Genomic DNA, 24,040 nt, shown 5'->3' on the forward strand with positions numbered 1-24,040 from the left:
CGGTTGCCCGCGCGGCGGACGTAAAAAAAGTGGCCGGATTAACCGGCCACTTGGCGTTGGGCAGTACTACTTTATGGCTTCGGCTTGGCGACGCGACGTTTCACGGCCGCTTTCGGTTTCACCGCACCCATCGGCGCCTGTTCCTGGAAGGTCACCACCACGCGACGGTGGCTAGGATCGGTCGGTGCCAGGTTCGGCAGCAGCTTGCTGCTGCCGTAGCCGACGCTGTCCAGACGGTCTGCCGGCACGCCCTTGGTGATCAGGTAGTCGCGTACCGCGGCGGCACGACGCTGCGACAGTGGCAGGTTGTGGCTGGCGCCACCGGTGGTGTCGGTATGGCCTTCCACCACGAAGCGCTTGCTACCCAGTTCCGGCATCAGCAGGGTGCTGGCCAGCTGGTCCAGGGTCGGGTAGCTTTCCGGACGGATGCGCGCCGAATCCAGATCAAACTGTACCTGCACGTTCACCGAGACATTGCGCTCGATGGCCGACGGGGTGGTCTTGGCGACGATGGTATCGTCGGTGAAGGACTTGGCGGCGATCTTGCTCTTGTCCAGCGGCGATGCCGGAGCGTAGTCGGTCGGGCAGGCCGGCACGGTCAGGTCGTCGACGCTGGCCAGCGAGCTGTCCTGCGGCTTGATCTGCATGACTTCCAGCAGGCGGCCGGATTCACCCAGCACGCGGTAGATCGCCAGTTGCTGGTTCAGCTCGGCGTTGATCAGCTCGCGGCGGGCGTCGAACAGTTCGTTTTCGCTGTCCAGCAGGTCAAGCAGGGTACGCTGGCCGATGTCGAACTGGCGGCGATAGGCGTCGCGCGCCTTTTCGGTGGACAGCTGGTGCTGGCGCAGCGAGTCGAGCTGGCTGGTCAACTTCGACACGTCGTTGTAGGCGATGCTGACCTGCTGGCGCATGTCGCGGCAGGCCTTGATGCCCAGTGCCTCGGCTTCGCTCTGGCGTTCGGCGGAGGAGGCCAGGCGGGCACGGTCGGCGCCGCCACGGAACAGGTTCATGTTCAGCACCAGTTCCACCGCCTGCTGCGAGTTGCGGCCCTTGATGCCGTCTTCGTTGTTGGTGACGTCCTTGGTGGCGCGCAGGTCCAGCGTCGGCGAGAAGGCGCCGCGACGGACGCGGACATCGGCTTCGGCCGCACGGTAGAAGGAACGGGCAGCCAGCAGCGTCGGGTTGTGCTTGTCCGCCAGCGGCATTACCTGGTCAGCGGCGGGCACCAGGCCCAAGTCCAGCATCGGCAGTTTCAGCTCGGCCGGGGGGGCTTCACCAACGATGCGGGCGTAACGCGCCGAGACATCGTGCAGGTTGGAGATCTCGTTGATCAGGTTGGATTCGGCCAGGCCGAGACGGCCGTTGATCTGCTCCAGGTCCACGCGGCGGCCAACGCCTTGCGTCACGCGCTGCAGGATCTGTTCGTAGATGCCCTTGTGGATGGCGTAGTTGTCTTCGGCGATCTCGACCAGCTTGCTGTAGCGCACCACGTCGATGAAGGTACGCGACGCTTCCAAGCTCTGCTGTTCAGCGGCGGCCAGGTACTCGAAATAGCGGGCGCGGCTGGTATAGTCCAGCTGCTTGACCTGGTTCACGGTCATGAAGCCCTGGAACAGGTTCTGGTTCAGCGTGGCGGTGTAGCCATGACGGTTGAACGAACGGCTGTTGACGGAACCGTCGGTCTGCGGCTCGCGCAGGCGCTCGCGACCGGTGTTGTAGCTGAGGTCGACGGTCGGGAAGAAGCCGGCGCTGGCGACACCCTTCTCTTCCGCGGTGGCGCGGAAGTTGTACCACTTCATGCCCACTTCCGCGTTGTTCTGCACCGTTTGCGTGATGGCGTCCTTCAATTCGAGCGCAAAGGATGCGGAAGGGATAACCATGGTCAATAATGCGGCCAGGGTACAACCGTAGAGGTGTTTGCGGCGGAAGTTCATGATAGCCTCGACATGCCAGTAATTATTAATCGGACAGTTGCAAGTAAGTAAACATCGACTTAATACAATGTATTGTCGGAATTGATTTAAGCAGTGTCAAGGGAAAGATAGTTCACCGTTGACAATATAGATAGGCGGATTTCCACACAGGTCACGGCCCGCATGCTTGGCAACAGCTTCATTCACAAGATCGCAGTCTGCGCGGCGACGCTGTCCCGGTGTTGGGGGAGAGCCTTGCTGGCCGTGCCTTTGCTGCTGGCGCTGGCCGGGCTGGTGCTGGCGGAGCTGAGTGCAGAGCGGGTGCAGCAGCTGTACGGCGTGCAGGCGCTGCGCGTTTACCGCGACTGGCAGCAACTGTTGTTGCAACTGCGTCGCGATAGCAATGAAATCAACCGCGTGCAGAATGTAAATCAGTTCTTTAATCAGAAATTGAGATACGTTGAAGATCCGGATTTGTGGCGGCAGGCGGACTACTGGGCGACGCCGCTGGAAAGCATGGCCAAGGGCGCCGGCGACTGCGAGGACTTTGCGCTGGCCAAGTACTTCACCCTGCGCGAGCTGGGCGTGGCGCCGCAGAAACTGCGCATGATCTATGTCCGTGCCCGCATCGGCGGCCCGGCCAGCACCATCACCCAGGCACACATGGTGCTGGCATACTATGCCGAGCCGACCGCCGAGCCGCTGGTGCTGGACAACCTGATTTCCAGCATCAAGCCGGCCTCGCAGCGCAGCGACTTGCAGCCGGTGTTCAGCTTCAACGCCGACGGCATCTGGGTCGGCGCTGGCGCGGCCCCCAATTCCAGTGTCGACCGGCTGACCCGCTGGCGACAGTTGATCGACAAAATGAAGGCCGAAGGCTTTATTAACTGAAAGCGGCACCGATGAAACGCGTTTCCCTGATTCAACAGCTCTGGTTTCTGGTCGTGGCGGCGGTGGTGCTGGCGGCGGCGGGCAGCCTGACCGCCAACCTGTTCAATGCCCGCAACTATCTGCAGCAGCAGCTGGCGGCGCAGAGTGCCGATGCGGCCAACTCGCTGGCGCTGTTGATCACCCAGAACCAGGCCGACCCGGCGATGGGCGAGACGCTGATCAACGCCGCCTTCGACCAGGGCCACTTCCGCCGTATCTCCTGGGTCGGCGCCGACGGCAAGCCGCGGGTACAGCGCGTCAACGCCTACCAGTCCGGCAGCGCGCCGGCGTGGTTCCGCAATATCTTCACCCTGGCGCCGACGCCGGCGCGGGCGATGGTCAGCAGCGGCTGGATGCAGGCCGGCACCATCGAGGTGGAGAGCGAGGCAGGTTACGCTTACGCCTCGCTGTGGGAAGGCGCGCTGCAGGTGTCGTTCTGGGTGCTGATCGCCGGGCTGGTGGTGGGCGCCATCGGCTCCTTCGGCGTCAATACCATCCGCAAGCAGCTGCTGGGCGTGGTCAATCAGGCCAAGGCGATTACCCAGCGCCGCTTCATCACCATTCCCGAGCCGCCGGGCCCGGAAATGGGGCGGCTGGCCCAGGCGATGAATGCGATGGTGACCCGCGTCAAGATGATGTTCGAAGAGGAGGCCGCGCGGCTGGAAGTGCTGCGCCGCCAGGTCAACTTCGACAGCGTCACCGGGCTGGCCAACCGCCAGTTCTTCATGGGCCGTCTCGGCGCCGACCTGCAGGAGCGCGAAGACGAGAGCAGCGTGCTGCTGCTGATGCGCATCGAGGCGCTGGCCGACATCAACAGCAAGCTGGGCCGGCCGCTGACCGATGAAATGCTGGGCCAGTTCGGCGCCGTGCTGCGCGACACGCAGCGTTTCGGTGTCGACAGCCAGGCGGCGCGCCTCAACGGCGCCGATTTCGCGCTGCTGTTGCCGGCGAGCCAGGCCGAGGCCGCCAGCCTGCAGCAGCTGCACGACGAGCTGCACGCGCTGCTGAGCAGCTTTGCCGCGCAGCCGGTCGCGTTGGCGATGGCGGCAACCGACCTGCGCGACGGCGACACCGTGCGCGACATCATGTCGCGGCTCGATCAGGCGCTGGCACAGTCCGAGTTTGCCGCCGGCGTGCGCATCGAGATGGCCGGCAGCAACGTCGACAAGCCGCCGGCGCCGACCGCGGAAGTGTGGGGCGGCATTCTCGATCAGGCGCTGCAGGGCGACGGCTTGCGCCTGGTGCGCTTCGCGGTGCGTGACCGTCAGGGCGCGCTGCTGCACGAGGAAGCGCCGCTGCGCCTGCGCCAAGGCGAGGCGTGGCTGCCGGCCGGCCAGTTCATGCCGATGGCGATCCGTACCCGGCGCGTGGCGGGGCTGGATCTGGCGGCGGTGGCGATGGCGCTGCGGCAGCTGGCGGCAGAGCCGGACTGTCCCGGCATCGCCGTCAACCTAGCGGCGGAATCGTTGGCCAGCGAGCACTTCCTGCGCCAGCTGGTGGCGCAGATCCGCGAGCACGGCCACAGTGCCGCGCGGCTGTGGCTGGAAATGCCGGAGGCCGGTATCCTGCCGCGCTTCGACGCGTTCCGTGCGCTGTGCCTGGCGCTGGCCGAGCTGCCGTGCAAGCTGGGCATCGAGCACTTTGGCCGCCAGTTCAGCCTGATCGGGCAGCTGCACGACCTGGGTATCGACTATCTGAAGGTCGACGGCAGCTTCGTGCAGGACATCCAGCAGCACGCCGGCAACCAGGTGTTCCTGAAGGGGGTGTGCAATATCGCGCACAATATCGGCCTCGGCGTGATCGCCGAAGGGGTGAAGCAGGAGCAGGAGCAGCAGATGCTGTTCGAACTGGGCTTTGACGGTGTTACCGGTCCGGCGGTCCGCTGACGGCTGACTGTCGCGGCCGCAGCGCTGCGCCTGTCGGCAGGGATGCGGCAAGGTTGGCCGCAACGTCCGGCGACCGGATTTTCACTGGTATCCCAGGCACAACGCCGCCCACTGGGCGGCGTTGTGCCTTGCCATGGTGCGGCGCTGCCGGATCAGGCCTGCTGGATGCCAGCGATCAGCCATGTCGGTCCGCTGATGGCTGACCGCCGCATCCTTAAGCTGGGAACGCAACAAGGTTGGCCGCATGCCCGCGGCCAGGTTTTCACCGGCACCCCATGAAAAACGCCGCCCGATTGGGCGGCGTTGTGTATTGCCATGGTGCGGTGTTGCCGGGTCAGGCCTGCTGGATGCCGGCGATCAGCCACTTGGCGCTGTTGCTGTCGTCCTTCACGTAGTGCCACACCTCGCTGAACGCTACCGGTGCGGTGCCGACGCTTTCGCTGACGGTGCCGCTGAAGCGGACGCTGGCGATCATGCGGCCGCCTTCGTTGACGGCTTCGATCACGCTGCAGTCCAGCTGCGGGAAGTCGGCCGCTTCGGTGTTGCTGCTGATGTCGTCACGCAGCGCGTTGAACAGCTCCGGCGTCATGTACTTGCGCACTTCTTCCAGGCTTTCCGCCGAGTTCAGGTTCTGCAGGTGCAGGAAGGTGGCCTTGGCCTGGCGCAGGAAGTGCGGGATCTCGGTGCCGTCCGGCAGGCGCTGCAGGCTGGCCGGTGGCGGCGTCAGTCCGCTGCCGCCTTGTGGCTGCATGCCGGAGCCGATCGGCGGAATGGCACCGTTGGGGCCGGCGGCGGCCGGTTCGAAGCGGCTGGCGTGCGGTACCGACATCGGACGCGGCGCCTGCTGGCGCTGACGGGCGGCGCGGTTGCGCAGGAAGGACAACAGCGCGAGGCCGCCGAGGCCGCCGGCGAGGATGCCCAGCCACGGGAAGTCGCCATCGCCGCCAAAGGCGGAGCTCAGCATGTAGCCGGCAGCGGCGCCGACGGCGCCGGCGGCCAGCATGCCACCGATGCCGGAGCCTTTTTGCTGGCCGGCTGCGGCTGGCGCCATCGGCGCGGCAGGCTGGGCCGGTGCGGCGCTAGGCTGCTGGTAGCTTTGTGTCGGGGTCGAGCGCTGCATGCCGGCGCTGCGGCCCTTGCCAAGCCGTGCGGCTTCGGCAAGCGGGGCAGCAAGGATGCTGATGAGGGAGAGGGCCAGAAGGGCGGTCTTCGCTCGGGATGTCATGGTGTCAATCTCCAATGTAAGCGGCACTTATAAGTTCTTGCGTGTAGCGCCGGACACAGTTCGACAAAGGGTCGAAGTGATTAGTTCGGGGCCAGTGGCGTTATTTCAAGCACCGTCACCTGTCCGTCGGCGATGCTGAAGGCGATGTTGCAGTCCGCCAGCCGCATGCCGTAGCGCCGCTGCGGATCGTCCTGGTAGGCCGGGCGCGGGTCCTGCGCCAGCACTTCCTCGATCAGCTGCGGCAGCCACACCGGGGCCTGCGGCCAGGCTTGCAGCTGCGCGCGCGCGGTCTCGCTCCAGCACACCGCCAGCTGCGGCGGCGGGCCGTCGACGAAGCCGCCGCGGGCGTCGGGCTTGGCCTCCACGAACGGGATGTAGGGCTTGATGTCCAGCACCGGCGTGCCGTCGAGCAGGTCGGCGCCGCTCAGCTGCAGCGTGACGCCGTGGCCGGTGTCGATGCCCTGCAATGCCACCAGTGACAGCCCGAGGCCGTTGGGGCGGTGCGTGGCGCGGCTGGCAAACACGCCGACCTTGCTGTTGCCGCCCAGCCGTGGCGGCCGTACCAGCGGCTGCCAGCCGCGCGCCAGCGTGTCGTGGAACACGAAGGTCAGCCACACGTGGGAGAAGTCTTCCAGTCCGCGCACGCAGTCGGGCTGGTTGTAGGGCGGCAGCAATTCCAGCGTGACCGGGGCGGACGGGGCCAGCGCCGGCTGGCGCGGGATGCCGAACTTTTCCTGGTACGGCGAGCGGATGATGCCGACGGGGGTGACCGAATATTCCATCCCGCGATTGTAACAGCGCGGTCAAGGTTGGCCGCAAGGCGGTGCCTGCGGCCAACCTTGCACCACGCCTCAGCCGGCGGCGAAGTGCTTCTGGTGGCGCAGGTCGAGGCGGTTCATTGGCAGCAGCATGAAGAAATCGGCACAGTTGAAATCCGGATCCCACGCCGGCTCGCCGCACACCCAGGCGCCGGCACGCAGGTAGCCCTTGATCAGCGGCGGCAGCGGCGCCGGCGCTGCGTCGTCCTGCACCCGGTGCAGCGGCAGGGCCAGGTGCGGCGTCACCCGCCACTCCACCGGCGCCAGATGCTTGCCCTCCAGCTGGCGGTAGAGGCTGACCGCCTGGTGGCCACCGTCGGCGAGGCTGACGCTGGCGCAGCCGGCCAGGTACTGGCCGCCCTGCTGCCGCACATAGTCGGCGAGTCCGGCCCACAGCATGGCGATCACCGCGCCGCGGCGATAGTCCTTGTGCACGCAGGAGCGGCCGACCTCGATCACGTGGTCGCGGATGCCGGCCAGCCGCGACAGCTCAAATTCGTGCTCGGAATACAGTTGCGGCAGCTGCCGCGCCCTGTGCGGCGGCAGCATGCGGTAGGTGCCGACCACCTTGCCGCTGGTGTTGTCCTCCACCAGCAGGTGATCGCAGTGGGCGTCGTAGTCGTCGCGGTCGATGCCTTCGGCGGCGGAGGCCAGCTGCGCGCCCATCTCGGTGGCAAACACCTGGTAGCGGAGCTTCTGTGCGCGGCGGATGTCCTTGTCGCTGCGCGCCAGTCGCACGCTCAGCCGGGGGGCGGTGCTGACCGCCAGTTGTTCGCTCAATTGCATGCTGCATTCCTGTGCGGGGTCGATGGCTGCATGCTAAACGGCGATTCTGACAGCGCCGTGTCCAGACCATGAACGGTGGGTGACCGGGCGATGAAACCCTGATGACAGTCAGGGTGATGAAAATCAACGGCTTAGCCGCGGTGGCGGATTTCGGTTACAATGTCCGGTTCTTTCCATAGCCGGGCAGGTGCTGCCGGTTGCGGCCAACCTTGATACGGTGGCGGCACGGCGGCAACGGCTCACGGTCTTATTTAGCAGGCGGGCATTTCATGATTTATCCGACGACCTTTGACGTGATCGTGGTGGGCGGCGGCCATGCCGGTACCGAAGCCGCGCTGGCGGCCGCGCGCATGGGCTGCAACACCTTGCTGCTGACCCACAATATCGAGACGCTGGGGCAGATGTCGTGCAACCCGTCGATCGGCGGCATCGGCAAGGGTCATCTGGTAAAAGAAGTGGACGCGCTCGGCGGCGCGATGGCGCTGGCCACCGACATCGGCGGCATCCAGTTCCGCACCCTCAACGCCTCCAAGGGCCCGGCGGTACGCGCCACCCGCGCCCAGGCCGACCGCGTGTTATATAAAGCGGCGATCCGCGAGATGCTGGAAAACCAGCCCAACCTGACCCTGTTCCAGCAGCCGGTGGACGACCTCTTGATCGAGGGCGACCGTGTCGCCGGCGCCATCACCGCCATCGGTATCACCTTCCGCGGCAAGAGCGTGGTACTCACCGCCGGCACCTTCCTTTCCGGCAAGATCCACGTCGGGCTGGAAAACTACAGCGGCGGCCGCGCCGGCGATGCTGCGGCGTCGACGCTGGGTGAGCGCCTGCGCGAGCTGAGTCTGCCGGTCGGCCGCCTGAAGACCGGGACCCCGCCGCGCATCGACGGCCGCAGCATCGATTTCAGCGTGATGGAAGCGCAGCCGGGCGACACCCCGGAGCCGGTATTCTCCTATCGCGGCAGCCGCGCGATGCACCCGCAGCAGCTGCCGTGCTGGATCACCCACACCAACGAGCGCACCCACGACATCATCCGCAGCGGTTTCGAGCGCAGCCCGATGTTCACCGGCGTGATCGAAGGTGTCGGCCCGCGCTACTGCCCGTCGATCGAGGACAAGATCAACCGCTTCGCCGACAAGGACAGCCACCAGATCTTCCTGGAGCCGGAAGGCCTGACCACGCACGAATACTATCCGAACGGGATTTCCACCAGCCTGCCGTTCGACATCCAGCTGGCGGCGGTACGCTCCATTCCCGGCCTGGAAAACGCGCACATCCTGCGCCCCGGCTACGCGATCGAGTACGACTACTTCGACCCGCGCGGGCTGAAGTCGACGCTGGAAACCAAGGCCATCCACGGTCTGTTCTTCGCCGGCCAGATCAACGGCACCACCGGCTATGAAGAAGCGGCGGCGCAGGGCCTGCTGGCCGGTCTCAACGCCGGCCTCTTCGCCCGCGAACAGGCCGGCTGGTGCCCGCGCCGCGACGAGGCCTATCTCGGCGTACTGGTGGATGATCTGTCCACCATGGGCGTGTCCGAGCCGTACCGCATGTTCACCAGCCGCGCCGAGTTCCGCCTGCAGCTGCGCGAAGACAACGCCGACCTGCGTCTCACCGAGGTTGGCCGCAAGCTGGGCCTGGTCGGTGACGCGCAGTGGGACGCGTTCTGCCACAAGCGCGACGCGGTCGAGGCGGAAAAGCAGCGCCTGGCCACGCACTACGTGCACCCGGGCAAGCTGCAGCCGGGCGAGGACGAGGCGATGTTCGGGCAGAAGCTGGCGCGCGAGTACAGTCTGCACGACCTGCTGAAGCGCCCCAACGTCAACTATCGCCAGCTGATGACGCTGTCGCAGGCGGGGGAGGGCGTGGCGGACGAGGTGGTGGCGGAGCAGGTGGAGATCCAGGTCAAGTACCAGGGCTACATCGACCGCCAGAACGAGGAAGTGGCCAAGCGCGAGCAGCTCGACGACGTCAGGCTGCCGCTGGACATCGACTACGCGCTGGTGAAGGGGCTGTCGAAGGAAGTGTCGCAGAAACTCAACCAGCATCGCCCGGAGACGCTGGGCCAGGCCTCGCGCATCCAGGGCATCACCCCGGCCGCGATCGCGCTGCTGCTGGTGCACCTCAAGCGCGGCTTCAGTGACGCCCGTCACGGCGCCTGAGCGCCAAATTGCTGCACTGCGCTCCGGAGTGCCGACTTCGGGGCGCATTTGTTTTTGATACCCGTTACAATCGGGCTATTCGTTTCCAATCATTGCCCACTTCATCATGACGCACCACGCAGAACTTACCCAAGGGTTGGCCGCAATCGGCCTGGAGCTGACGCCGGAGCAGATCACTCTGCTGGAGGGCTATCTGGGCCTGCTGGCCAAATGGAACCAGACCTACAACCTGACCGCCATCCGCGAGGAAGAGCGCATGGTCAGCTACCACCTGCTCGACAGCCTGACGCTGGTGCCGCACCTGGCCGGCGGCACGCGCCTGCTCGACGTCGGCTCCGGTGGCGGCATGCCCGGCATCCCGGCAGCGATCGCGCGCCCGGACCTGCAGGTGATGGTGCTGGATGCCAACCACAAGAAAACCACCTTCCTGCGCCAGGCGGTGATTGAGCTGAAGCTGCCGAACGTGGAGGTGATCACCGACCGCGTCGAGGCCTACCAGCCGGCGCAGAAGTTCGACCGCATCACCAGCCGTGCCTTCTCCGAGCTGGCCGAATTCGTCAAGCTGTCCAAGCACCTGCTGGCCGACGGCGGCCAGTTCGTGGCGATGAAGGGGGTGTACCCGTACGAAGAAATCGCGCAGCTGCCGGAAGACTTCGCGGTGTCCGAAGTGCTGCCGCTCTCCGTGCCCGGCCTTGATGCCGAGCGCCACCTCGTGCGCGTCGTCGCCAAATGACGGCACGCATCATCGCGGTCGCCAACCAGAAGGGCGGCGTCGGCAAAACCACCACCGTGGTCAACCTGGCGGCCAGCCTGGCCGAGCAGGGGCGTCGGGTGCTGATCGTCGATCTCGACCCGCAGGGCAATGCCACCATGGGCAGCGGCATCGACAAGAGCGCGTTGTCGCGCTCGGTCTACCACGTGCTGCTGGCCGAGCACGAGGTGGCCGAGGTGGTGCAGCCGGCGAAGCAGGGCGGTTACGATGTGTTGCCGGCCAACCGCGACCTGTCGGCGGCCGAGGTCGAGCTGATGCAGGAGCTGGCGCGCGAGGCGCGGCTGAAGAACGCGCTGGAACAGGTGGCGGCCAACTACGACTACATCCTGATCGACAGCCCGCCGTCGCTGAACCTGCTGACGCTGAACGGGCTGGTGGCGGCGCAGGGCGTGCTGATCCCGATGGTGTGCGAATACTACGCGCTGGAAGGGCTGACCGACCTGGTCAACACCCTGCGCAAGGTGCGGCTGGCGGTCAATCCGAAAATCGAGATCATGGGCCTGCTGCGCACCATGTTTGATGCCCGCAGCAACCTGTCGCAACAGGTGTCGGAACAGCTGGCGCGCCACTTCGGCGACAAGGTGTTCGATACCGTCATCCCGCGCAACATCCGCCTGGCGGAGGCGCCCAGTCACGGCCTGCCGGCACTGATCTACGATCGCAACGCCCGCGGTGCCCAGGCTTACATCGCCCTCGCGGCGGAGCTGACTGCCCGTCTCGAACCGCAAACAACCACAGCAGAACAATAAAGATGGCCAAACTCAAAGGACTGGGCCGCGGTCTTGACGCGCTGCTCTCCACTGTCGAATCCGTTGACGACCGCCTGACCGCGCTGGCGATCGAACGCATCCGTCCCGGCAAATACCAGCCGCGCAGCCAGATCGACGACACCGCACTGGAAGAGCTGGCGGCCTCGATTCGCGCCCAGGGCGTGATCCAGCCGGTGGTGGTGCGCGAGGTCGGCCTCGGCGACTACGAGCTGATCGCCGGTGAGCGCCGCTGGCGTGCCAGTCGCAAGGCCGGTCTGGCCGAGATTCCGGCGGTAATCCGCAGTGTTTCCGACGAAGCGGCGCTGGCGATGGGGCTGATCGAGAACATCCAGCGTCAGGAGCTGGACCCGATCGAGGAGGCACGTGGCCTGAAGCGGCTGATCGACGAGTTCGCCCTCACCCACGAGGCTGCCGCCGAGGCGGTCGGCCGTTCGCGCAGCGCGGTCAGCAACCTGCTGCGGCTGCTGGCGTTGCCGGAGCCGGTGCAGCAGATGCTGCACGATGGTCGCCTGGAAATGGGGCATGCCCGGGCACTGTTGCCGCTGCCGGTGCTGGAACAGATCAGCCTGGCGCAGCAGATTGCCGCCGACGGTCTTACCGTGCGCGAGGTGGAGCAAAAAGCGCAACAGCAGGATGGCAAGGTTGGCCGCAAGCCAACCGCGCCGGCACGGCAGGATGCCGACGTGCGCCGGCTGGCGGAAACGCTGTCCGAACAGCTGGGCATGAGCGTCAGTTTGCGCAATGCGGCGCGCGGCAACGGCAAGCTGATCATCGAATATGCAAATCTGGATGAACTTGACCGGCTGCTGGAAAAACTGCAAGCAAAATCAAAGTTGTGAGCCGGCTTTTGGCCATAAACAGCGGAACGAAGCAAAGTTGACGCTTTCGTCACGTCAAGCCTATAATCGTCCGATTTTTTACGATTCAGACATGATTAATCCAGACGCCAAACGCGTAGTCCGCATTCAGCTCAGACTGACGCTGCTTGCCATGCTGGTTGGCTTGGTGGTTGCCGAAGCGCCGCTGAATGCCGCCATGTCTGTGTTGTTGGGTGGCCTGTGCGCCATCATCCCGGCGCTGGTGTACATCCGCATCACCGGTGCCGTGCAGCGTGGCGATCCGGCGGCCATCATGCGCAGCCATTACCGCGCCGCCGCGGCAAAATTTATACTGACACTGCTCCTATTTGGTGGTGTGCTTTTGTTTTTCAAGGATTTATTGGTGCCGGGATTGTTTGGTGGCTTTATCGCTGCCACTTCCGCGTACTGGTTCGGGCTTCTGATCAAAAATTGAGACCAAAGCAATGGCAAGCAACGCAACTGAATATATCCAGCATCACCTGACGTTCTGGAAGTCATCGCACGAAGGCGGCTTCTGGACCCTGCACCTCGATACCTTCTCGGTATCGCTGATCCTCGGCTTCATTTTCCTGGCCGTGTTTGCCTCCGTGGCACGCAACGCCAAGATGGAAAACCCGGGTCGCTTGCAGATGTTCGTCGAAACCATCGTCGAGATGGTCGACACCCAGGTAAAAGAGATTTTCCATGCCAAGAGCAAAGTCATCGCCCCGCTGGCGCTGACCATCTTCTGCTGGATTTTCCTGATGAACACCATGGACTTGCTGCCGGTTGACCTGCTGCCGATGGTGGCGCAGTGGATCGGTCACACCTTCTTCGGCGCCGACCCGGCTCACGTTTACCTGCGCGTGGTACCGTCCGCCGACGTGAACGCCACTTTCGCGATGTCGCTGTCGGTGATGCTGTGCATCATCGGTTTCTCCATCGCCGCCAAGGGCCTGGGTGGCTGGACCAAGGAGCTGTTCACCGCGCCGTTCCATGCCGAAGGTCTGGTGATGACCATCATCCTGGCTCCGGTCAACTTCGCGTTCCAGCTGGTTGAACTGGCCGCCAAGCCGATCTCTCTCGCACTTCGTTTGTTCGGTAACATGTATTCCGGCGAACTGATCTTCATCCTGATTGCACTGCTGCCAGTGGCGTTCCAGTGGATTCTGGGCGCGCCATGGGCGATCTTCCACATCCTGGTGATCACCCTGCAGGCCTTCGTGTTCATGATGCTGACCATCGTGTATCTCAGCCTCGCGGTCGAGAAGCACTGATTTAACGATTTTCTTAGTACCTTTTTTCAAACCATCCTTGCACTTAGTCTTTAGGAGATTTAAATGGAAGCTCTCGTTTCTCAGATCCAGTCGATGACCGCTCTGGCCGCAGCCCTGATCATTGGTCTTGGCGCGATTGGTACTGCCCTGGGTTTTGCCATCCTCGGTGGTAAGTTTCTGGAATCGTCCGCTCGTCAACCTGAGCTGATCCCTGTTCTGCAAACCAAACTGTTCATTATCGCCGGTCTGCTTGACGCGATCTCCATGATCGGTGTGGGTGTTGCCATGCTGTACACCTTCAACAACCCGTTCCTGACTGCGGCTATCGCTGCTGTTAAAGCTGGCGCTTAATTTTTAACGCAAGCGGTTGTTGTCGTAACCCCACTGGAGGAAAACAAGCGTGGAATTCAATGCAACACTACTAGGCCAGGCGATCACGTTCGCTATCCTGGTATGGTTCACCATGAAGTTTGTTTGGCCTCCGCTTACCAACATGATGGACGAGCGTGCCAAGCGTATTGCTGATGGCTTGGCCGCTGCAGAGCGTGGCAAACAGGATCTGGAAGCAGCCGAAAAGCGCGTTGCTGACGAACTTCGTCAGGCAAAACAACAAGCTACCGAGCTGATCCTGGCCGCTGAAAAGCGTGCCAACCAGATCGTGGATGAAGCCAAGGACGCAGCTCGCACCGAAGGTGCAAAGCTGGTGGCGGACGCGAAGGCCCAAATCGATCAGGAAGTTTTGCGTGCCAAGGAGTCGCTGCGTGAGCAGGTTGCCTCCCTGGCCGTGAGCGGCGCGGAAAAGATCCTGCGCAAAGAGATCGATGCAGCCAAGCACGCTGATCTGTTAGCTTCCATCAAAGCGGAGTTTTAAACAACTCATGGCAGAACTTATTACCGTAGCAAGGCCCTATGCCGAAGCGGTATACAGCTTGGCCGCCGAGCAGCAGTCGCAGGCCAAATGGTCTGAAGCGCTCGCGTGGCTGGCTGCCATGGTGACAAACCCGGACGTGGCCCAGGTGGTCACCAACCCGAAACATACCGCGCAAGAGGTTGAGGCGCTGTTGTTGGACGTGTTGGGTGAACGTGGCAGTGATGACATCAAGCAGTTTGTTGTCACCCTCATCGAAAACCGCCGTCTGACATTGTTACCGGAAATTGCTGGCCAGTTTGAACAGCTCCGAGCCAAGTCCGAGGGAGTCGTCGACGCAGTCGTCGAATCGGCTTTCCCGCTGACCGAAGCTCAGCAAACCGATCTGATCGCCGCGCTTACCAAGAAGTATGGCAAGACCGTACGAATTGAAGTGCGCGAAGCTGCCGAGCTTATCGGCGGCGTACGCATTTTGATCGGTGATGACGTGATTGACGCGTCTGTGAGCGGCAAACTGCACGCAATGGCGGCAAGCCTCAAGAATTAGGAGAGATCATGCAGTTGAACCCCTCTGAAATCAGTGACCTGATCAAGGCGAAGATTCAGAACCTGTCCGAAGGTGTAGAGACGCGTACCAAAGGTACCGTGATCTCCGTAACCGACGGTATCGTTCGTATCCATGGCCTGGCAGACGTGATGCAGGGTGAAATGCTCGAGTTCTCGGGCAACACCTTTGGCCTGGCCATGAACCTGGAGCGTGACTCCGTTGGTGCCGTGATCCTGGGCGAGTACGAGCACATCTCCGAAGGTCAGGAAGTTAAATGTACCGGTCGCATTCTGGAAGTGCCGGTAGGTCCTGAGCTGGTTGGCCGCGTGGTAAACGCGCTGGGTCAGCCGATCGACGGTAAAGGTCCGATCAACGCGACCAAATCCTCCCCGATCGAAAAGATTGCTCCGGGCGTGATTGCCCGTCAGTCCGTTTCGCAGCCTATGCAAACCGGCCTGAAGTCGATCGACGCCATGGTGCCGGTTGGCCGTGGTCAGCGTGAGCTGATCATTGGCGACCGTCAGACAGGCAAGACCGCTGTCGCACTGGACGCGATCGTTAACCAGAAAGGCACCGGCGTTGTCTGCATCTACGTAGCCGTAGGTCAGAAAGCATCGTCGATCGCCAACGTGGTTCGCAAACTGGAAGAACACGGCGCGCTGGCCCACACCATCGTGGTTGCCGCGACCGCTTCCGAAGCTGCTGCGCTGCAGTTCATTGCCCCGTACTCCGGTTGCGCAATGGGCGAATACTTCCGCGACATCGGTGAAGATGCGCTGATCGTATACGATGACCTGTCGAAACAGGCCGTTGCCTACCGTCAGATCTCGCTGCTGCTGCGTCGTCCACCGGGCCGCGAAGCCTATCCTGGCGACGTATTCTACCTGCACTCCCGTCTGCTGGAACGCGCTTCCCGCATCAACGAGGACGAGGTAGAGAAGCTGACTGGTGGCGCCGTCAAAGGCAAAACCGGCTCGCTGACCGCGCTGCCGATCATCGAAACCCAGGCTGGCGACGTTTCCGCCTTCGTTCCGACCAACGTGATTTCGATTACCGACGGTCAGATCTTCCTGGAAACCGACCTGTTCAACGCCGGTATCCGTCCTGCGATCAACGCCGGTATCTCGGTGTCGCGCGTGGGTGGTGCAGCTCAGACCAAAGTCATCAAGAAGCTGGGCGGTGGTATTCGTCTGGCACTGGCCCAGTATCGCGAACTGGCTGCGTTCTCGCAGTTTGCTTCCGACCTGGACGAAGCAACCCGCAAGCAGCTGCAGCACGGTGAAGTGGTTACCGAACTGATGAAGCAGAAGCAGTTCTCGACCCTGTCGACCGCCGAAATGGCGCTGACACTGTGGTCGGTGAACAAGGGTTACTACGAAGATGTGCCGGTGAAGAGCGCGTTGGCTTTCGAAGCCGCCTTCCTGGCCTATGTTCGCGCCAACCATGCTGACGTACTGGCTGCAACGGATGCGAGCGGTGACCTGTCTGCCGACAACGAAAAAGTACTGGCCTCGGCGATCGCGTCGTTCAAGGCTGGCTACAGTTTCTAAACTGAGTCTTTCGGACAACCTCGAGTTAAAGAAAGGTTCGGGATATGGCAGTCGGTAAAGAGATTCTCACCAAGATCCGAAGCGTGCAGAACACGCAGAAGATCACCCGCGCTATGCAAATGGTGTCAACCTCCAAGATGCGCAAAACGCAAGAGCGTATGCGCGCTGCCCGTCCTTACGCCGAGAAGGTGCGCTCCGTTATGGCGCACCTGGCTTCGGCCAACACGGATCTGGAGCACCCACTGCTTGCACGTCGTGACGTTATCAAGCGTGCTGGTATTCTGTTGATCACTTCGGACAAAGGCCTTTGCGGTGGCTTGAACGCCAATACCCTGAAGCGCTTTTATGCCAAAGTCAGCGAACTGCAAGCGCAAGATGTCGCAGTTGACGTCTGCGCCATCGGCCAGAAAGGCCTTGCAGCATGCCAGCGTGCCAAACTGAACGTTGTGGCAAGTGCGGTTCAGCTGGGCGATGTGCCCAAGCTGGAAAAATTGATCGGCCCGCTTACAGTACTGCTGAAACAGTATGCTGAAGGCGAACTGGATGCGGTTTATATCGTGTATTCCCGTTTCATCAACACGATGAAGCAGGAGCCAGCCCTGGAACAACTGTTGCCGTTGACCGACGAGCATATGGTATCGGAGCACACCCATTCGTGGGACTACCTCTACGAGCCGAATGCCACTGACGTGATGGAGTTCCTGGTGAAGCGTTATCTGGAGTCCGTGGTGTACCAGTCCGTGGCGGAAAACATTGCTTCCGAGCAAGCCGCCCGTATGGTCGCCATGAAGGCTGCAACCGATAACGCGGGTAATGCGATCAAGCAACTGCGTCTTGTGTATAACAAGTCGCGTCAGGCAGCAATTACCAAAGAGCTGTCCGAGATCGTGTCTGGTGCCGCTGCGGTATAACCGTCGCAGGACTGTAAAAGTTTATTGAGTTAGGAACCGATAATGAGCCAAGGCAAAATCGTACAAATCATTGGCCCGGTGGTTGACGTGGAATTCCCACGCGACGCCATGCCAAAGATTTATGATGCCCTGAAGCTGGTTGACGCAGATCTGACGCTTGAAGTCCAGCAGCAGCTGGGCGACGGCGTCGTGCGTACCATCGCGATGGGTAGCTCTGACGGCCTGAAGCGTGGCATGGCGATCACCAATACCGGCGCACCGATTTCGGTACCGGTTGGCGCTGCCACCCTCGGTCGTATCATGGATGTACTGGGCAATCCGGTTGACGAAGCAGGTCCGGTGGCTAGCGAATCCGTTCGCGCCATTCACCAGACTGCGCCGAAGTTCGACGAACTGTCCTCCGCTACTGAACTGCTGGAAACTGGCATCAAGGTTATTGACCTGCTGTGCCCGTTTGCCAAAGGCGGTAAGGTGGGTCTGTTCGGTGGTGCCGGTGTCGGCAAGACCGTTAACATGATGGAACTGATCAACAACATTGCCAAGGCACACTCGGGTCTGTCCGTGTTTGCCGGCGTTGGTGAGCGCACTCGTGAAGGTAACGACTTCTACCACGAGATGAAAGACTCCAACGTTCTGGACAAAGTGGCAATGGTGTACGGCCAGATGAACGAGCCGCCAGGCAACCGTCTGCGCGTAGCGCTGACCGGTCTGACCATGGCCGAGCATTTCCGCGACGAGAAGGACGAAAACGGCAAGGGCCGTGACGTGCTGTTCTTCGTGGACAACATCTACCGTTACACACTGGCCGGTACCGAAGTATCCGCACTGCTGGGCCGTATGCCTTCCGCAGTGGGTTACCAGCCGACGCTGGCCGAAGAAATGGGCCGTCTGCAAGAGCGTATTACCTCGACCAAGGATGGTTCGATTACCTCCATCCAGGCCGTTTACGTTCCAGCCGATGACTTGACCGACCCGTCTCCTGCCACAACGTTTGCCCACCTGGACGCAACCGTGGTGCTGTCGCGTGACATCGCTTCCCTTGGTATCTACCCTGCGGTAGACCCACTGGATTCGACTTCCCGTCAGCTGGATCCGCTGGTTGTTGGCGACGAGCACTACAGCGTTGCCCGCGGCGTGCAGACTACCCTGCAGAAGTACAAGGAACTGCGTGACATTATCGCGATTCTGGGTATGGACGAACTGTCTGAAGAAGACAAGCTCACCGTATACCGTGCGCGTAAGATCCAGCGTTTCCTGTCCCAGCCGTTCCACGTGGCAGAAGTGTTTACCGGCTCGCCGGGCAAATACGTTCCGCTGAAGGAAACGATCAAGGGCTTCAAGGCAATTATCAGCGGCGAGTACGACCATCTGCCGGAACAAGCGTTCTACATGGTCGGCTCCATCGACGAAGCTGTCGAGAAAGCCAAGACCCTTTAATCAAGGAGAGGGCTAATGGCCAAGATGCATGTGGAAGTGGTCAGTACCGAACAGCAGATCTACTCTGGTGAAGCCGAATTTCTGGTGGCACCGGCTCAGGAAGGCGAGATCGGTATCTATCCACGTCACGTGCCGCTGTTGACCCGTATCAAGCCAGGCCTGTTGCGTTTGACAGTGCCTGGTTCCAAGGAAGAAGTGCTGGTGGCGGTATCGGGTGGCATGATGGAAGTGCAACCTAACCACATCACGGTTCTTGCGGATACGGCGATTCGCGGTGAGGATCTCGATGAAGCGCGTGCGGCAGAAGCCAAGCGTACTGCTGAGGATGCCCTCAAGCATGCGGCCAGTGATCAAGACACGGCGAAAGCACAAGCTGCTCTGGCTTCTGCGATTGCCCAGCTCAAGGCACTGGAGTATCTGCGCAAGCGCGTGCACTAAGCGCGTCAGCGTTTGCTGTATAGTTCAGGCTGTCACTCCGGTGACAGCCTTTTTCATTTCTGGATAGACAGGCAGACTCGCCGCCTGGCTATTGTCATTATCTGGACTGTTGCATGGACTCTCTCAGCGTTGTCATTCTGGCTGCCGGCAAAGGCAAGCGTATGTACTCGGCCTTGCCCAAGGTGTTGCACCCGATCGGCGGACAGCCGATGCTGGCGCGCGTGATCGCCACCGCCCGCCAGTTGCAGCCGGCCAAGATCGTGGTGGTGTACGGCCACGGCGGCGAGCAGGTGCGTGAACAGATCCAGGACCCGGATATCGCCTGGGCGCTGCAGGCCGAGCAACTGGGCACCGGCCACGCGCTGAAAATGGCGCTGCCGCACCTGCCCAAGGTTGGCCGCACGCTGGTGTTGTACGGCGACGTGCCGCTGACCACGCTGGCGACCCTGCAGCAGTTGCTGGCGGTGGCGGAGCAGGGCATGGCGCTGCTGGTCGACGTGTTGCCGGATGCCAGTGGTTACGGCCGCATCGTGCGCAACGCCGCCGGCGAGATCGTCGCCATCGTGGAAGACAAGGATTGCAGCGCAGCGCAGAAGGCGATCCGCGAAATCAATACCGGCATGCTGGTGCTGCCCAACGAGCGCCTCGTCGGCTGGCTCGGCGCGCTGAAGAACGGCAATGCACAAGGCGAATACTACCTGACCGATGTCATCGGTCTGGCGGTGGCCGATGGTCTGGCGGTGCCCGGTGTCACCGTGGCCGCCTCGTGGGAGGCCGCCGGCGTCAACAACAAGTGGCAGCTGGCCGAGCTGGAGCGTCAGCTGCAGCTGAACCAGGCGCGGGCACTGCTCACCGCCGGCGTCACCCTCGCCGATCCGGCGCGCATCGACGTACGCGGCGAACTGCAGCATGGCCAGGATGTCAGCATCGACGTCGGCTGCGTGTTCGAAGGCCAGGTAAGCCTGGGTGATAATGTGCAGATCGGCGCCTACTGCGTGCTGAAGAACGTCACCGTCGCCGCCGGCAGCCGCATCGCGCCGTATTCGCACCTGGAAGACGCAGTGGTGGGCGAGGGCTGCCGCATCGGGCCGTATGCGCGGCTGCGCCCGGGTGCAAGGTTGGCCGCACATGTGCACGTCGGCAACTTTGTCGAGATCAAGAAGAGCACTATCGGCATCGGTTCCAAGGTCAATCACCTGAGCTATATCGGCGATGCCGAGGTCGGCAGCAAGGTCAATATCGGTGCCGGCTCGGTGACCTGCAACTACGACGGCGTCAACAAGTACCGCACCGTGATCGGCGACGGCGTGTTCGTCGGCTCCGGCACGCTGATGGTCGCGCCGGTAACGCTGGAAGAGGGCGCCACCATCGGCGCCGGCTCGGTGCTCACCAAGACCGCGCCCGCCGGCCAGCTCACCGTGGCGCGCGCCAAGCAGCTGACGGTACCGGGCTGGCAGCGCCCGCAGAAGAAGAATTGATGATCGGCTGAAACCCTGACAGCCCTGCAGCTTGCTGCAGGGCTGTTTGTTCTGGTGTACTTTACAGCCCGTCATGGTTGGCCGCAGGCCTGTCCGCGATCAGGGGGTCTCAGTCAAACAAGGCATCAAGATGACAGCTGCCCTGTTTCCGCCCCTGCACGCTGGCAATGTGCAGACTGTGCTGACTATCTTGTGCATGATAGCTGGCCAGCAGCGCGACCGTGATCACCTCATTCGGCTTTGTATTCTGCAGGGCCAGCAATGCTTCGACACCGCTAGCCTCGCCATTGGTATTGCGTAGCAGATAGCGGCTTTTGGCTATGTCACAGCGCTTTAACATCCACTCACTGCCGTTCTTTTCCAGCGTGCCGGTAAACAGATCGAGAGCTTGGGTTTCGGCATGGGCTGATAAGCCCAGCAACAGACTGGTCATGACCAACCAGGTTTTCATCACGCTATTCCTTTCTTCACGGTGGCGGCCAACTTTCCACCTTTCATCATGTGGCGATGCGAACTATGCCAAACGATAGGCTACAGGGCAAACCGCTTGCGTGCATTTCCGGTTCATATAGCTTGCTGGGCATGAGGCTGACGGTGCAGATACGCTTGCAGGCTTGCGGCACAGATTTCGCACTGTTATCATCATAAAACTTTTGAAACGAAACTTAATCTGATGAAGCGAAACACCCAGCAGCGTCGTCACGCGATTGTGGCCCTGGTGCAGGAACACGGTGAAGTCAGCGTCGATGACCTGACCCGCCGTTTTGACACATCCGAAGTCACCATCCGCAAGGATCTTGCGCTGCTGGAAACCAGCGGGCTGCTGCTGCGCCGCTATGGTGGTGCGGTGGCCTTGCCAGCCGAGATCGTGAGCGCCGATGCCGAAAAAGTTTCGCAACGAAAGATGGCGATTGCCCGCGCCGCAGCCGAGCGCATCCGAGACCACAATCGCATCATCATTGACAGCGGCAGCACCACCTGCGCCGTCATCCCGCTACTGGCGCCGAAGCAGGGCCTCGTCGTGATGACCAACTCGCTGAATGTGGCTGCCGCACTGCGCGAACTCGAAAACGAGCCGACCCTGTTGATGACTGGTGGCACCTGGGACCCGCATTCCGAATCGTTCCAGGGCCAGGTGGCCGAGCAGGTGCTGCGCTCCTACGACTTTGACCAGCTGTTTGTCGGTGCCGACGGCATCGATCTCGAACGCGGCACCACCACCTTTCACGAGCTGGTCGGCCTGTCGCGCGTGATGGCCGAAGCGGCACGCGAAGTGATCGTCATGGCCGAGTCTGACAAGGTTGGCCGCAAGATTCCGAATCTCGAGCTGCCGTGGCAGCAGATTCACACCCTGATTACCGATGACGGCCTCAGCGATGCGGCCCGTACCCAGATTGCCGCGCGCGGCGTGCAGGTGATCTGCGCCGCCGTCGGCGAAACGCCAAGGAGAAAATGAATGTGTGGCATTGTTGGCGCGATTGCTTCGCGCGATATCGTTCCGGTACTGGTCGAGGGCCTGAAGCGCCTCGAGTATCGCGGTTATGACTCTTCCGGCATCGCCGTGCACGCCGGCAGCGACATCACCCGCGTGCGCCGCGTTGGCCGCGTGGCGGAAATGGAAGCCGCGGCCGTGGCGGACAATGTGCACGGCGAGCTGGGCATCGGTCACACCCGCTGGGCCACCCACGGCGGCGTCACCGAGTACAACGCCCACCCGCACGTATCGCATGGCCTGATCGCGGTGGTGCACAACGGCATCATCGAGAATCACGAACAGAAGCGCGCCGAGCTGAAGGCCGCCGGCTACTTCTTCGAATCGCAGACCGACACCGAGGTGATCGCCCACCTGGTGCACCAGTACTACCTGCTAGAAAAAGACCTGTTCCGTGCCGTGCACAAGGCCACCCGCGAGCTGACCGGCGCCTACGCCATCGGCGTCATCGCGCTGGACCGTCCGGACGAACTGGTGTGCGCGCGCATGGGCTGCCCGCTGCTGGTCGGCCTCGGCGACGGTGAAAACTTCATCGCCTCTGACGTCTCCGCCATCCTGTCCGCCACCCGCCGCGTGATCTTCCTGGAAGAGGGCGACATCGGCCGCCTGACCCGTGACGGCGTGACGCTGATCGACAAGGACGACCAGCCGGTGGAGCGCAAGGTGCACGTCTCCGACGTGTCGCTGGCCTCGCTGGAGCTGGGGCCGTACAGCCACTTCATGCAGAAGGAAATCCACGAGCAGCCGAAGGCGCTGTCCGACACCATCGAGGCGATTCTTGACGACGGTTTCAGCGCCGAACTGTTCGGTGCCGCTGCGGCCAACGTGCTGCCGACGCTGACCGGCGTGAAAATCCTCGCCTGCGGCACCAGCTACTACGCCGGCCTCACCGCCAAGTACTGGATCGAGAGCATCGCCGGTGTGGTGTGCGATGTCGAGATCGCCAGCGAATACCGCTATCGCGACGCCTTCGCCGATCCGCAGCACCTGGTGGTGACCATCTCGCAGTCCGGCGAGACGCTGGACACCATGGAAGCGCTGAAATACGCCAAGTCGCTGGGGCACCGCCACGCGCTGTCGATCTGCAACGTGCGCGAATCCGCCATTCCGCGCGCCTCCGACCTGGTGTTCTACACCCGCGCCGGCGCAGAGATCGGCGTCGCCTCCACCAAGGCATTCACCACCCAGCTGGTCAGCCTGTTCGCGCTGGCGGTGACGCTGGGCAAGGTGCGCGGCCGCGTGACTGCCGAGCAGGAGGCGCAGTATCTGGCCGAATTGCGCCACCTGCCGGGCAGCGTGCAGCACGCGCTGAACCTGGAGCCGCAGATTACCGCCTGGTCGGCGCAGTTCGCCGCCAAGAACGACGCACTGTTCCTCGGCCGCGGCCTGCACTACCCGATCGCGCTGGAAGGCGCGCTGAAGCTGAAGGAAATCTCCTACATCCACGCCGAAGCCTACCCGGCCGGCGAGCTGAAGCACGGCCCGCTGGCGCTGGTGGACGAGAACATGCCGGTGGTGGTGATCGCCCCCAACGACGCGCTGCTGGAGAAGGTGAAGTCCAACATGCAGGAAGTGCGCGCCCGCGGCGGCGAGCTGTTCGTGTTCGCCGATGACGACAGCCACTTCAGCGACTCCGACGGCGTACACGTGATCCGCACCCCGCGCCACGTCGGCGTGCTCAGCCCGATCGTGCACTCCATCCCGGTGCAGCTGCTGGCCTACCACGTGGCGCTGACGCGCGGTACCGACGTCGACAAGCCGCGTAACTTGGCAAAAAGTGTAACAGTTGAATAAAAATGCTTGAATGTACAAGACAATGGCAAATTAAATCCGCCAGCGTCTGAGCAAAGCGAAGGGGCCGTTATGGCCCCTTCGCTTTTTCAATTCGGCGCTTGGCGGCGTCGTCAGAGGGAACGGTGCTGTGGAACGAGGGCTGCAGCT

The 24,040-nt window shown here is 62.5% G+C and carries 23 protein-coding genes; 18 read left to right on the forward strand and 5 right to left on the reverse strand.

What is annotated here, in order from left to right; translation table 11 throughout:
- Positions 1 to 71: 71 nt before the first annotated feature.
- The gene (locus C8E02_RS16050) at positions 72 to 1,934 is read right to left on the reverse strand and encodes a TolC family outer membrane protein (RefSeq protein WP_211329269.1); all 1,863 of its coding nucleotides are present in this window, start codon (positions 1,932 to 1,934) and stop codon (positions 72 to 74) included.
- A gap of 243 nt (positions 1,935 to 2,177) precedes the next feature.
- On the opposite strand from C8E02_RS16050, the gene C8E02_RS16055 reads away from it, so the two are divergent.
- Both C8E02_RS16055 and C8E02_RS16060 read left to right on the forward strand, forming a co-directional pair.
- Positions 2,178 to 2,804, forward strand: coding sequence for a transglutaminase-like cysteine peptidase (locus C8E02_RS16055; protein WP_245961183.1), 627 nt, complete (start codon positions 2,178 to 2,180; stop codon positions 2,802 to 2,804).
- An 11-nt stretch (positions 2,805 to 2,815) separates the two neighbouring features.
- Positions 2,816 to 4,729, forward strand: coding sequence for a bifunctional diguanylate cyclase/phosphodiesterase (locus C8E02_RS16060; protein WP_120812473.1), 1,914 nt, complete (start codon positions 2,816 to 2,818; stop codon positions 4,727 to 4,729).
- Positions 4,730 to 5,063: 334 nt separating this feature from the next.
- Here C8E02_RS16060 and C8E02_RS16065 read toward each other — a convergent pair whose 3' ends face one another.
- From C8E02_RS16065 to C8E02_RS16075, 3 genes are all read right to left on the reverse strand, one after another.
- Positions 5,064 to 5,954, reverse strand: coding sequence for a Tim44 domain-containing protein (locus C8E02_RS16065; protein ID WP_120812476.1), 891 nt, complete (start codon positions 5,952 to 5,954; stop codon positions 5,064 to 5,066).
- A gap of 80 nt (positions 5,955 to 6,034) precedes the next feature.
- Complete coding sequence (tsaA, locus tag C8E02_RS16070) at positions 6,035 to 6,736, reverse strand: tRNA (N6-threonylcarbamoyladenosine(37)-N6)-methyltransferase TrmO (protein WP_120812478.1); 702 nt, start codon at positions 6,734 to 6,736, stop codon at positions 6,035 to 6,037.
- 69 nt (positions 6,737 to 6,805) lie between these two features.
- On the reverse strand, positions 6,806 to 7,558 hold the full coding sequence (locus C8E02_RS16075; protein ID WP_120812481.1) for a GNAT family N-acetyltransferase: 753 nt from the start codon (positions 7,556 to 7,558) through the stop codon (positions 6,806 to 6,808).
- A 269-nt stretch (positions 7,559 to 7,827) separates the two neighbouring features.
- Here C8E02_RS16075 and mnmG point away from each other — a divergent pair, with 269 nt between their 5' ends.
- The 14 genes from mnmG to glmU all read left to right on the forward strand — a co-directional run bounded on the left by mnmG (position 7,828) and on the right by glmU (position 20,607).
- On the forward strand, positions 7,828 to 9,720 hold the full coding sequence (gene mnmG, locus C8E02_RS16080) for a tRNA uridine-5-carboxymethylaminomethyl(34) synthesis enzyme MnmG (RefSeq protein WP_120812484.1): 1,893 nt from the start codon (positions 7,828 to 7,830) through the stop codon (positions 9,718 to 9,720).
- Positions 9,721 to 9,826: 106 nt separating this feature from the next.
- Complete coding sequence (gene rsmG, locus C8E02_RS16085; protein ID WP_120812486.1) at positions 9,827 to 10,453, forward strand: 16S rRNA (guanine(527)-N(7))-methyltransferase RsmG; 627 nt, start codon at positions 9,827 to 9,829, stop codon at positions 10,451 to 10,453.
- Positions 10,450 to 11,241, forward strand: coding sequence for a ParA family protein (locus C8E02_RS16090; protein ID WP_047968198.1), 792 nt, complete (start codon positions 10,450 to 10,452; stop codon positions 11,239 to 11,241). The genes rsmG and C8E02_RS16090 overlap by 4 nt, the downstream gene beginning before the upstream one ends.
- 2 nt (positions 11,242 to 11,243) lie before the next feature.
- Positions 11,244 to 12,101, forward strand: coding sequence for a ParB/RepB/Spo0J family partition protein (locus C8E02_RS16095; RefSeq protein WP_120812489.1), 858 nt, complete (start codon positions 11,244 to 11,246; stop codon positions 12,099 to 12,101).
- Positions 12,052 to 12,555 (forward strand): ATP synthase subunit I, encoded by a 504-nt coding sequence (locus tag C8E02_RS16100; RefSeq protein WP_245961180.1) that lies wholly within the window; start codon positions 12,052 to 12,054, stop codon positions 12,553 to 12,555. The genes C8E02_RS16095 and C8E02_RS16100 overlap by 50 nt, the downstream gene beginning before the upstream one ends.
- A gap of 10 nt (positions 12,556 to 12,565) precedes the next feature.
- Positions 12,566 to 13,378 carry a F0F1 ATP synthase subunit A gene (gene atpB, locus C8E02_RS16105; protein ID WP_047968195.1) on the forward strand — a complete coding sequence of 271 codons (813 nt, stop codon included), beginning with the start codon at positions 12,566 to 12,568 and terminating at the stop codon, positions 13,376 to 13,378.
- Between the two features lie 63 nt (positions 13,379 to 13,441).
- Positions 13,442 to 13,729, forward strand: a complete 288-nt coding sequence (gene atpE, locus C8E02_RS16110; RefSeq protein WP_047968194.1) for a F0F1 ATP synthase subunit C — start codon at positions 13,442 to 13,444, stop codon at positions 13,727 to 13,729.
- A 49-nt stretch (positions 13,730 to 13,778) separates the two neighbouring features.
- Positions 13,779 to 14,249 carry a F0F1 ATP synthase subunit B gene (locus C8E02_RS16115; protein WP_047968193.1) on the forward strand — a complete coding sequence of 157 codons (471 nt, stop codon included), beginning with the start codon at positions 13,779 to 13,781 and terminating at the stop codon, positions 14,247 to 14,249.
- A gap of 7 nt (positions 14,250 to 14,256) precedes the next feature.
- Positions 14,257 to 14,793, forward strand: a complete 537-nt coding sequence (locus tag C8E02_RS16120; RefSeq protein WP_047968192.1) for a F0F1 ATP synthase subunit delta — start codon at positions 14,257 to 14,259, stop codon at positions 14,791 to 14,793.
- A gap of 8 nt (positions 14,794 to 14,801) precedes the next feature.
- Positions 14,802 to 16,343 (forward strand): F0F1 ATP synthase subunit alpha, encoded by a 1,542-nt coding sequence (atpA, locus tag C8E02_RS16125; protein ID WP_120812494.1) that lies wholly within the window; start codon positions 14,802 to 14,804, stop codon positions 16,341 to 16,343.
- A gap of 44 nt (positions 16,344 to 16,387) precedes the next feature.
- Entirely contained in the window at positions 16,388 to 17,254 is an 867-nt protein-coding gene (gene atpG, locus C8E02_RS16130; protein ID WP_047968190.1) for a F0F1 ATP synthase subunit gamma, read from the forward strand.
- Positions 17,255 to 17,296: 42 nt separating this feature from the next.
- Entirely contained in the window at positions 17,297 to 18,691 is a 1,395-nt protein-coding gene (gene atpD / locus C8E02_RS16135; RefSeq protein WP_047968189.1) for a F0F1 ATP synthase subunit beta, read from the forward strand.
- A gap of 15 nt (positions 18,692 to 18,706) precedes the next feature.
- The gene (locus C8E02_RS16140) at positions 18,707 to 19,129 is read left to right on the forward strand and encodes a F0F1 ATP synthase subunit epsilon (protein WP_047968188.1); all 423 of its coding nucleotides are present in this window, start codon (positions 18,707 to 18,709) and stop codon (positions 19,127 to 19,129) included.
- 113 nt (positions 19,130 to 19,242) lie between these two features.
- On the forward strand, positions 19,243 to 20,607 hold the full coding sequence (gene glmU, locus C8E02_RS16145) for a bifunctional UDP-N-acetylglucosamine diphosphorylase/glucosamine-1-phosphate N-acetyltransferase GlmU (RefSeq protein ID WP_120812497.1): 1,365 nt from the start codon (positions 19,243 to 19,245) through the stop codon (positions 20,605 to 20,607).
- A gap of 109 nt (positions 20,608 to 20,716) precedes the next feature.
- Here glmU and C8E02_RS16150 read toward each other — a convergent pair whose 3' ends face one another.
- Complete coding sequence (locus C8E02_RS16150; protein WP_120812500.1) at positions 20,717 to 21,058, reverse strand: hypothetical protein; 342 nt, start codon at positions 21,056 to 21,058, stop codon at positions 20,717 to 20,719.
- Between the two features lie 222 nt (positions 21,059 to 21,280).
- Between C8E02_RS16150 and C8E02_RS16155 the strand changes: the two genes are divergently transcribed.
- Both C8E02_RS16155 and glmS read left to right on the forward strand, forming a co-directional pair.
- Positions 21,281 to 22,063, forward strand: a complete 783-nt coding sequence (locus C8E02_RS16155) for a DeoR family transcriptional regulator (protein ID WP_245961181.1) — start codon at positions 21,281 to 21,283, stop codon at positions 22,061 to 22,063.
- Positions 22,064 to 23,893 carry a glutamine--fructose-6-phosphate transaminase (isomerizing) gene (gene glmS / locus C8E02_RS16160; RefSeq protein WP_120812505.1) on the forward strand — a complete coding sequence of 610 codons (1,830 nt, stop codon included), beginning with the start codon at positions 22,064 to 22,066 and terminating at the stop codon, positions 23,891 to 23,893.
- The last annotated feature ends 147 nt before the right edge of the window (positions 23,894 to 24,040 follow it).

The organism is Vogesella indigofera (assembly GCF_003633895.1).
GTDB lineage: Bacteria > Pseudomonadota > Gammaproteobacteria > Burkholderiales > Chromobacteriaceae > Vogesella > Vogesella indigofera.

Coding starts and splice junctions, on each gene's coding strand:
- C8E02_RS16050 (WP_211329269.1), bottom strand. CDS start 1,934: ATGAACTTCCGCCGCAAACACCTCTACGGTTGTACCCTGGCCGCATTA.
- C8E02_RS16060 (WP_120812473.1), top strand. CDS start 2,816: ATGAAACGCGTTTCCCTGATTCAACAGCTCTGGTTTCTGGTCGTGGCG.
- C8E02_RS16065 (WP_120812476.1), bottom strand. CDS start 5,954: ATGACATCCCGAGCGAAGACCGCCCTTCTGGCCCTCTCCCTCATCAGC.
- tsaA (WP_120812478.1), bottom strand. CDS start 6,736: ATGGAATATTCGGTCACCCCCGTCGGCATCATCCGCTCGCCGTACCAG.
- C8E02_RS16075 (WP_120812481.1), bottom strand. CDS start 7,558: ATGCAATTGAGCGAACAACTGGCGGTCAGCACCGCCCCCCGGCTGAGC.
- mnmG (WP_120812484.1), top strand. CDS start 7,828: ATGATTTATCCGACGACCTTTGACGTGATCGTGGTGGGCGGCGGCCAT.
- rsmG (WP_120812486.1), top strand. CDS start 9,827: ATGACGCACCACGCAGAACTTACCCAAGGGTTGGCCGCAATCGGCCTG.
- C8E02_RS16090 (WP_047968198.1), top strand. CDS start 10,450: ATGACGGCACGCATCATCGCGGTCGCCAACCAGAAGGGCGGCGTCGGC.
- C8E02_RS16095 (WP_120812489.1), top strand. CDS start 11,244: ATGGCCAAACTCAAAGGACTGGGCCGCGGTCTTGACGCGCTGCTCTCC.
- C8E02_RS16100 (WP_245961180.1), top strand. CDS start 12,052: ATGAACTTGACCGGCTGCTGGAAAAACTGCAAGCAAAATCAAAGTTGT.
- atpB (WP_047968195.1), top strand. CDS start 12,566: ATGGCAAGCAACGCAACTGAATATATCCAGCATCACCTGACGTTCTGG.
- atpE (WP_047968194.1), top strand. CDS start 13,442: ATGGAAGCTCTCGTTTCTCAGATCCAGTCGATGACCGCTCTGGCCGCA.
- C8E02_RS16120 (WP_047968192.1), top strand. CDS start 14,257: ATGGCAGAACTTATTACCGTAGCAAGGCCCTATGCCGAAGCGGTATAC.
- atpA (WP_120812494.1), top strand. CDS start 14,802: ATGCAGTTGAACCCCTCTGAAATCAGTGACCTGATCAAGGCGAAGATT.
- atpG (WP_047968190.1), top strand. CDS start 16,388: ATGGCAGTCGGTAAAGAGATTCTCACCAAGATCCGAAGCGTGCAGAAC.
- atpD (WP_047968189.1), top strand. CDS start 17,297: ATGAGCCAAGGCAAAATCGTACAAATCATTGGCCCGGTGGTTGACGTG.
- C8E02_RS16140 (WP_047968188.1), top strand. CDS start 18,707: ATGGCCAAGATGCATGTGGAAGTGGTCAGTACCGAACAGCAGATCTAC.
- glmU (WP_120812497.1), top strand. CDS start 19,243: ATGGACTCTCTCAGCGTTGTCATTCTGGCTGCCGGCAAAGGCAAGCGT.
- C8E02_RS16150 (WP_120812500.1), bottom strand. CDS start 21,058: ATGAAAACCTGGTTGGTCATGACCAGTCTGTTGCTGGGCTTATCAGCC.
- C8E02_RS16155 (WP_245961181.1), top strand. CDS start 21,281: ATGAAGCGAAACACCCAGCAGCGTCGTCACGCGATTGTGGCCCTGGTG.
- glmS (WP_120812505.1), top strand. CDS start 22,064: ATGTGTGGCATTGTTGGCGCGATTGCTTCGCGCGATATCGTTCCGGTA.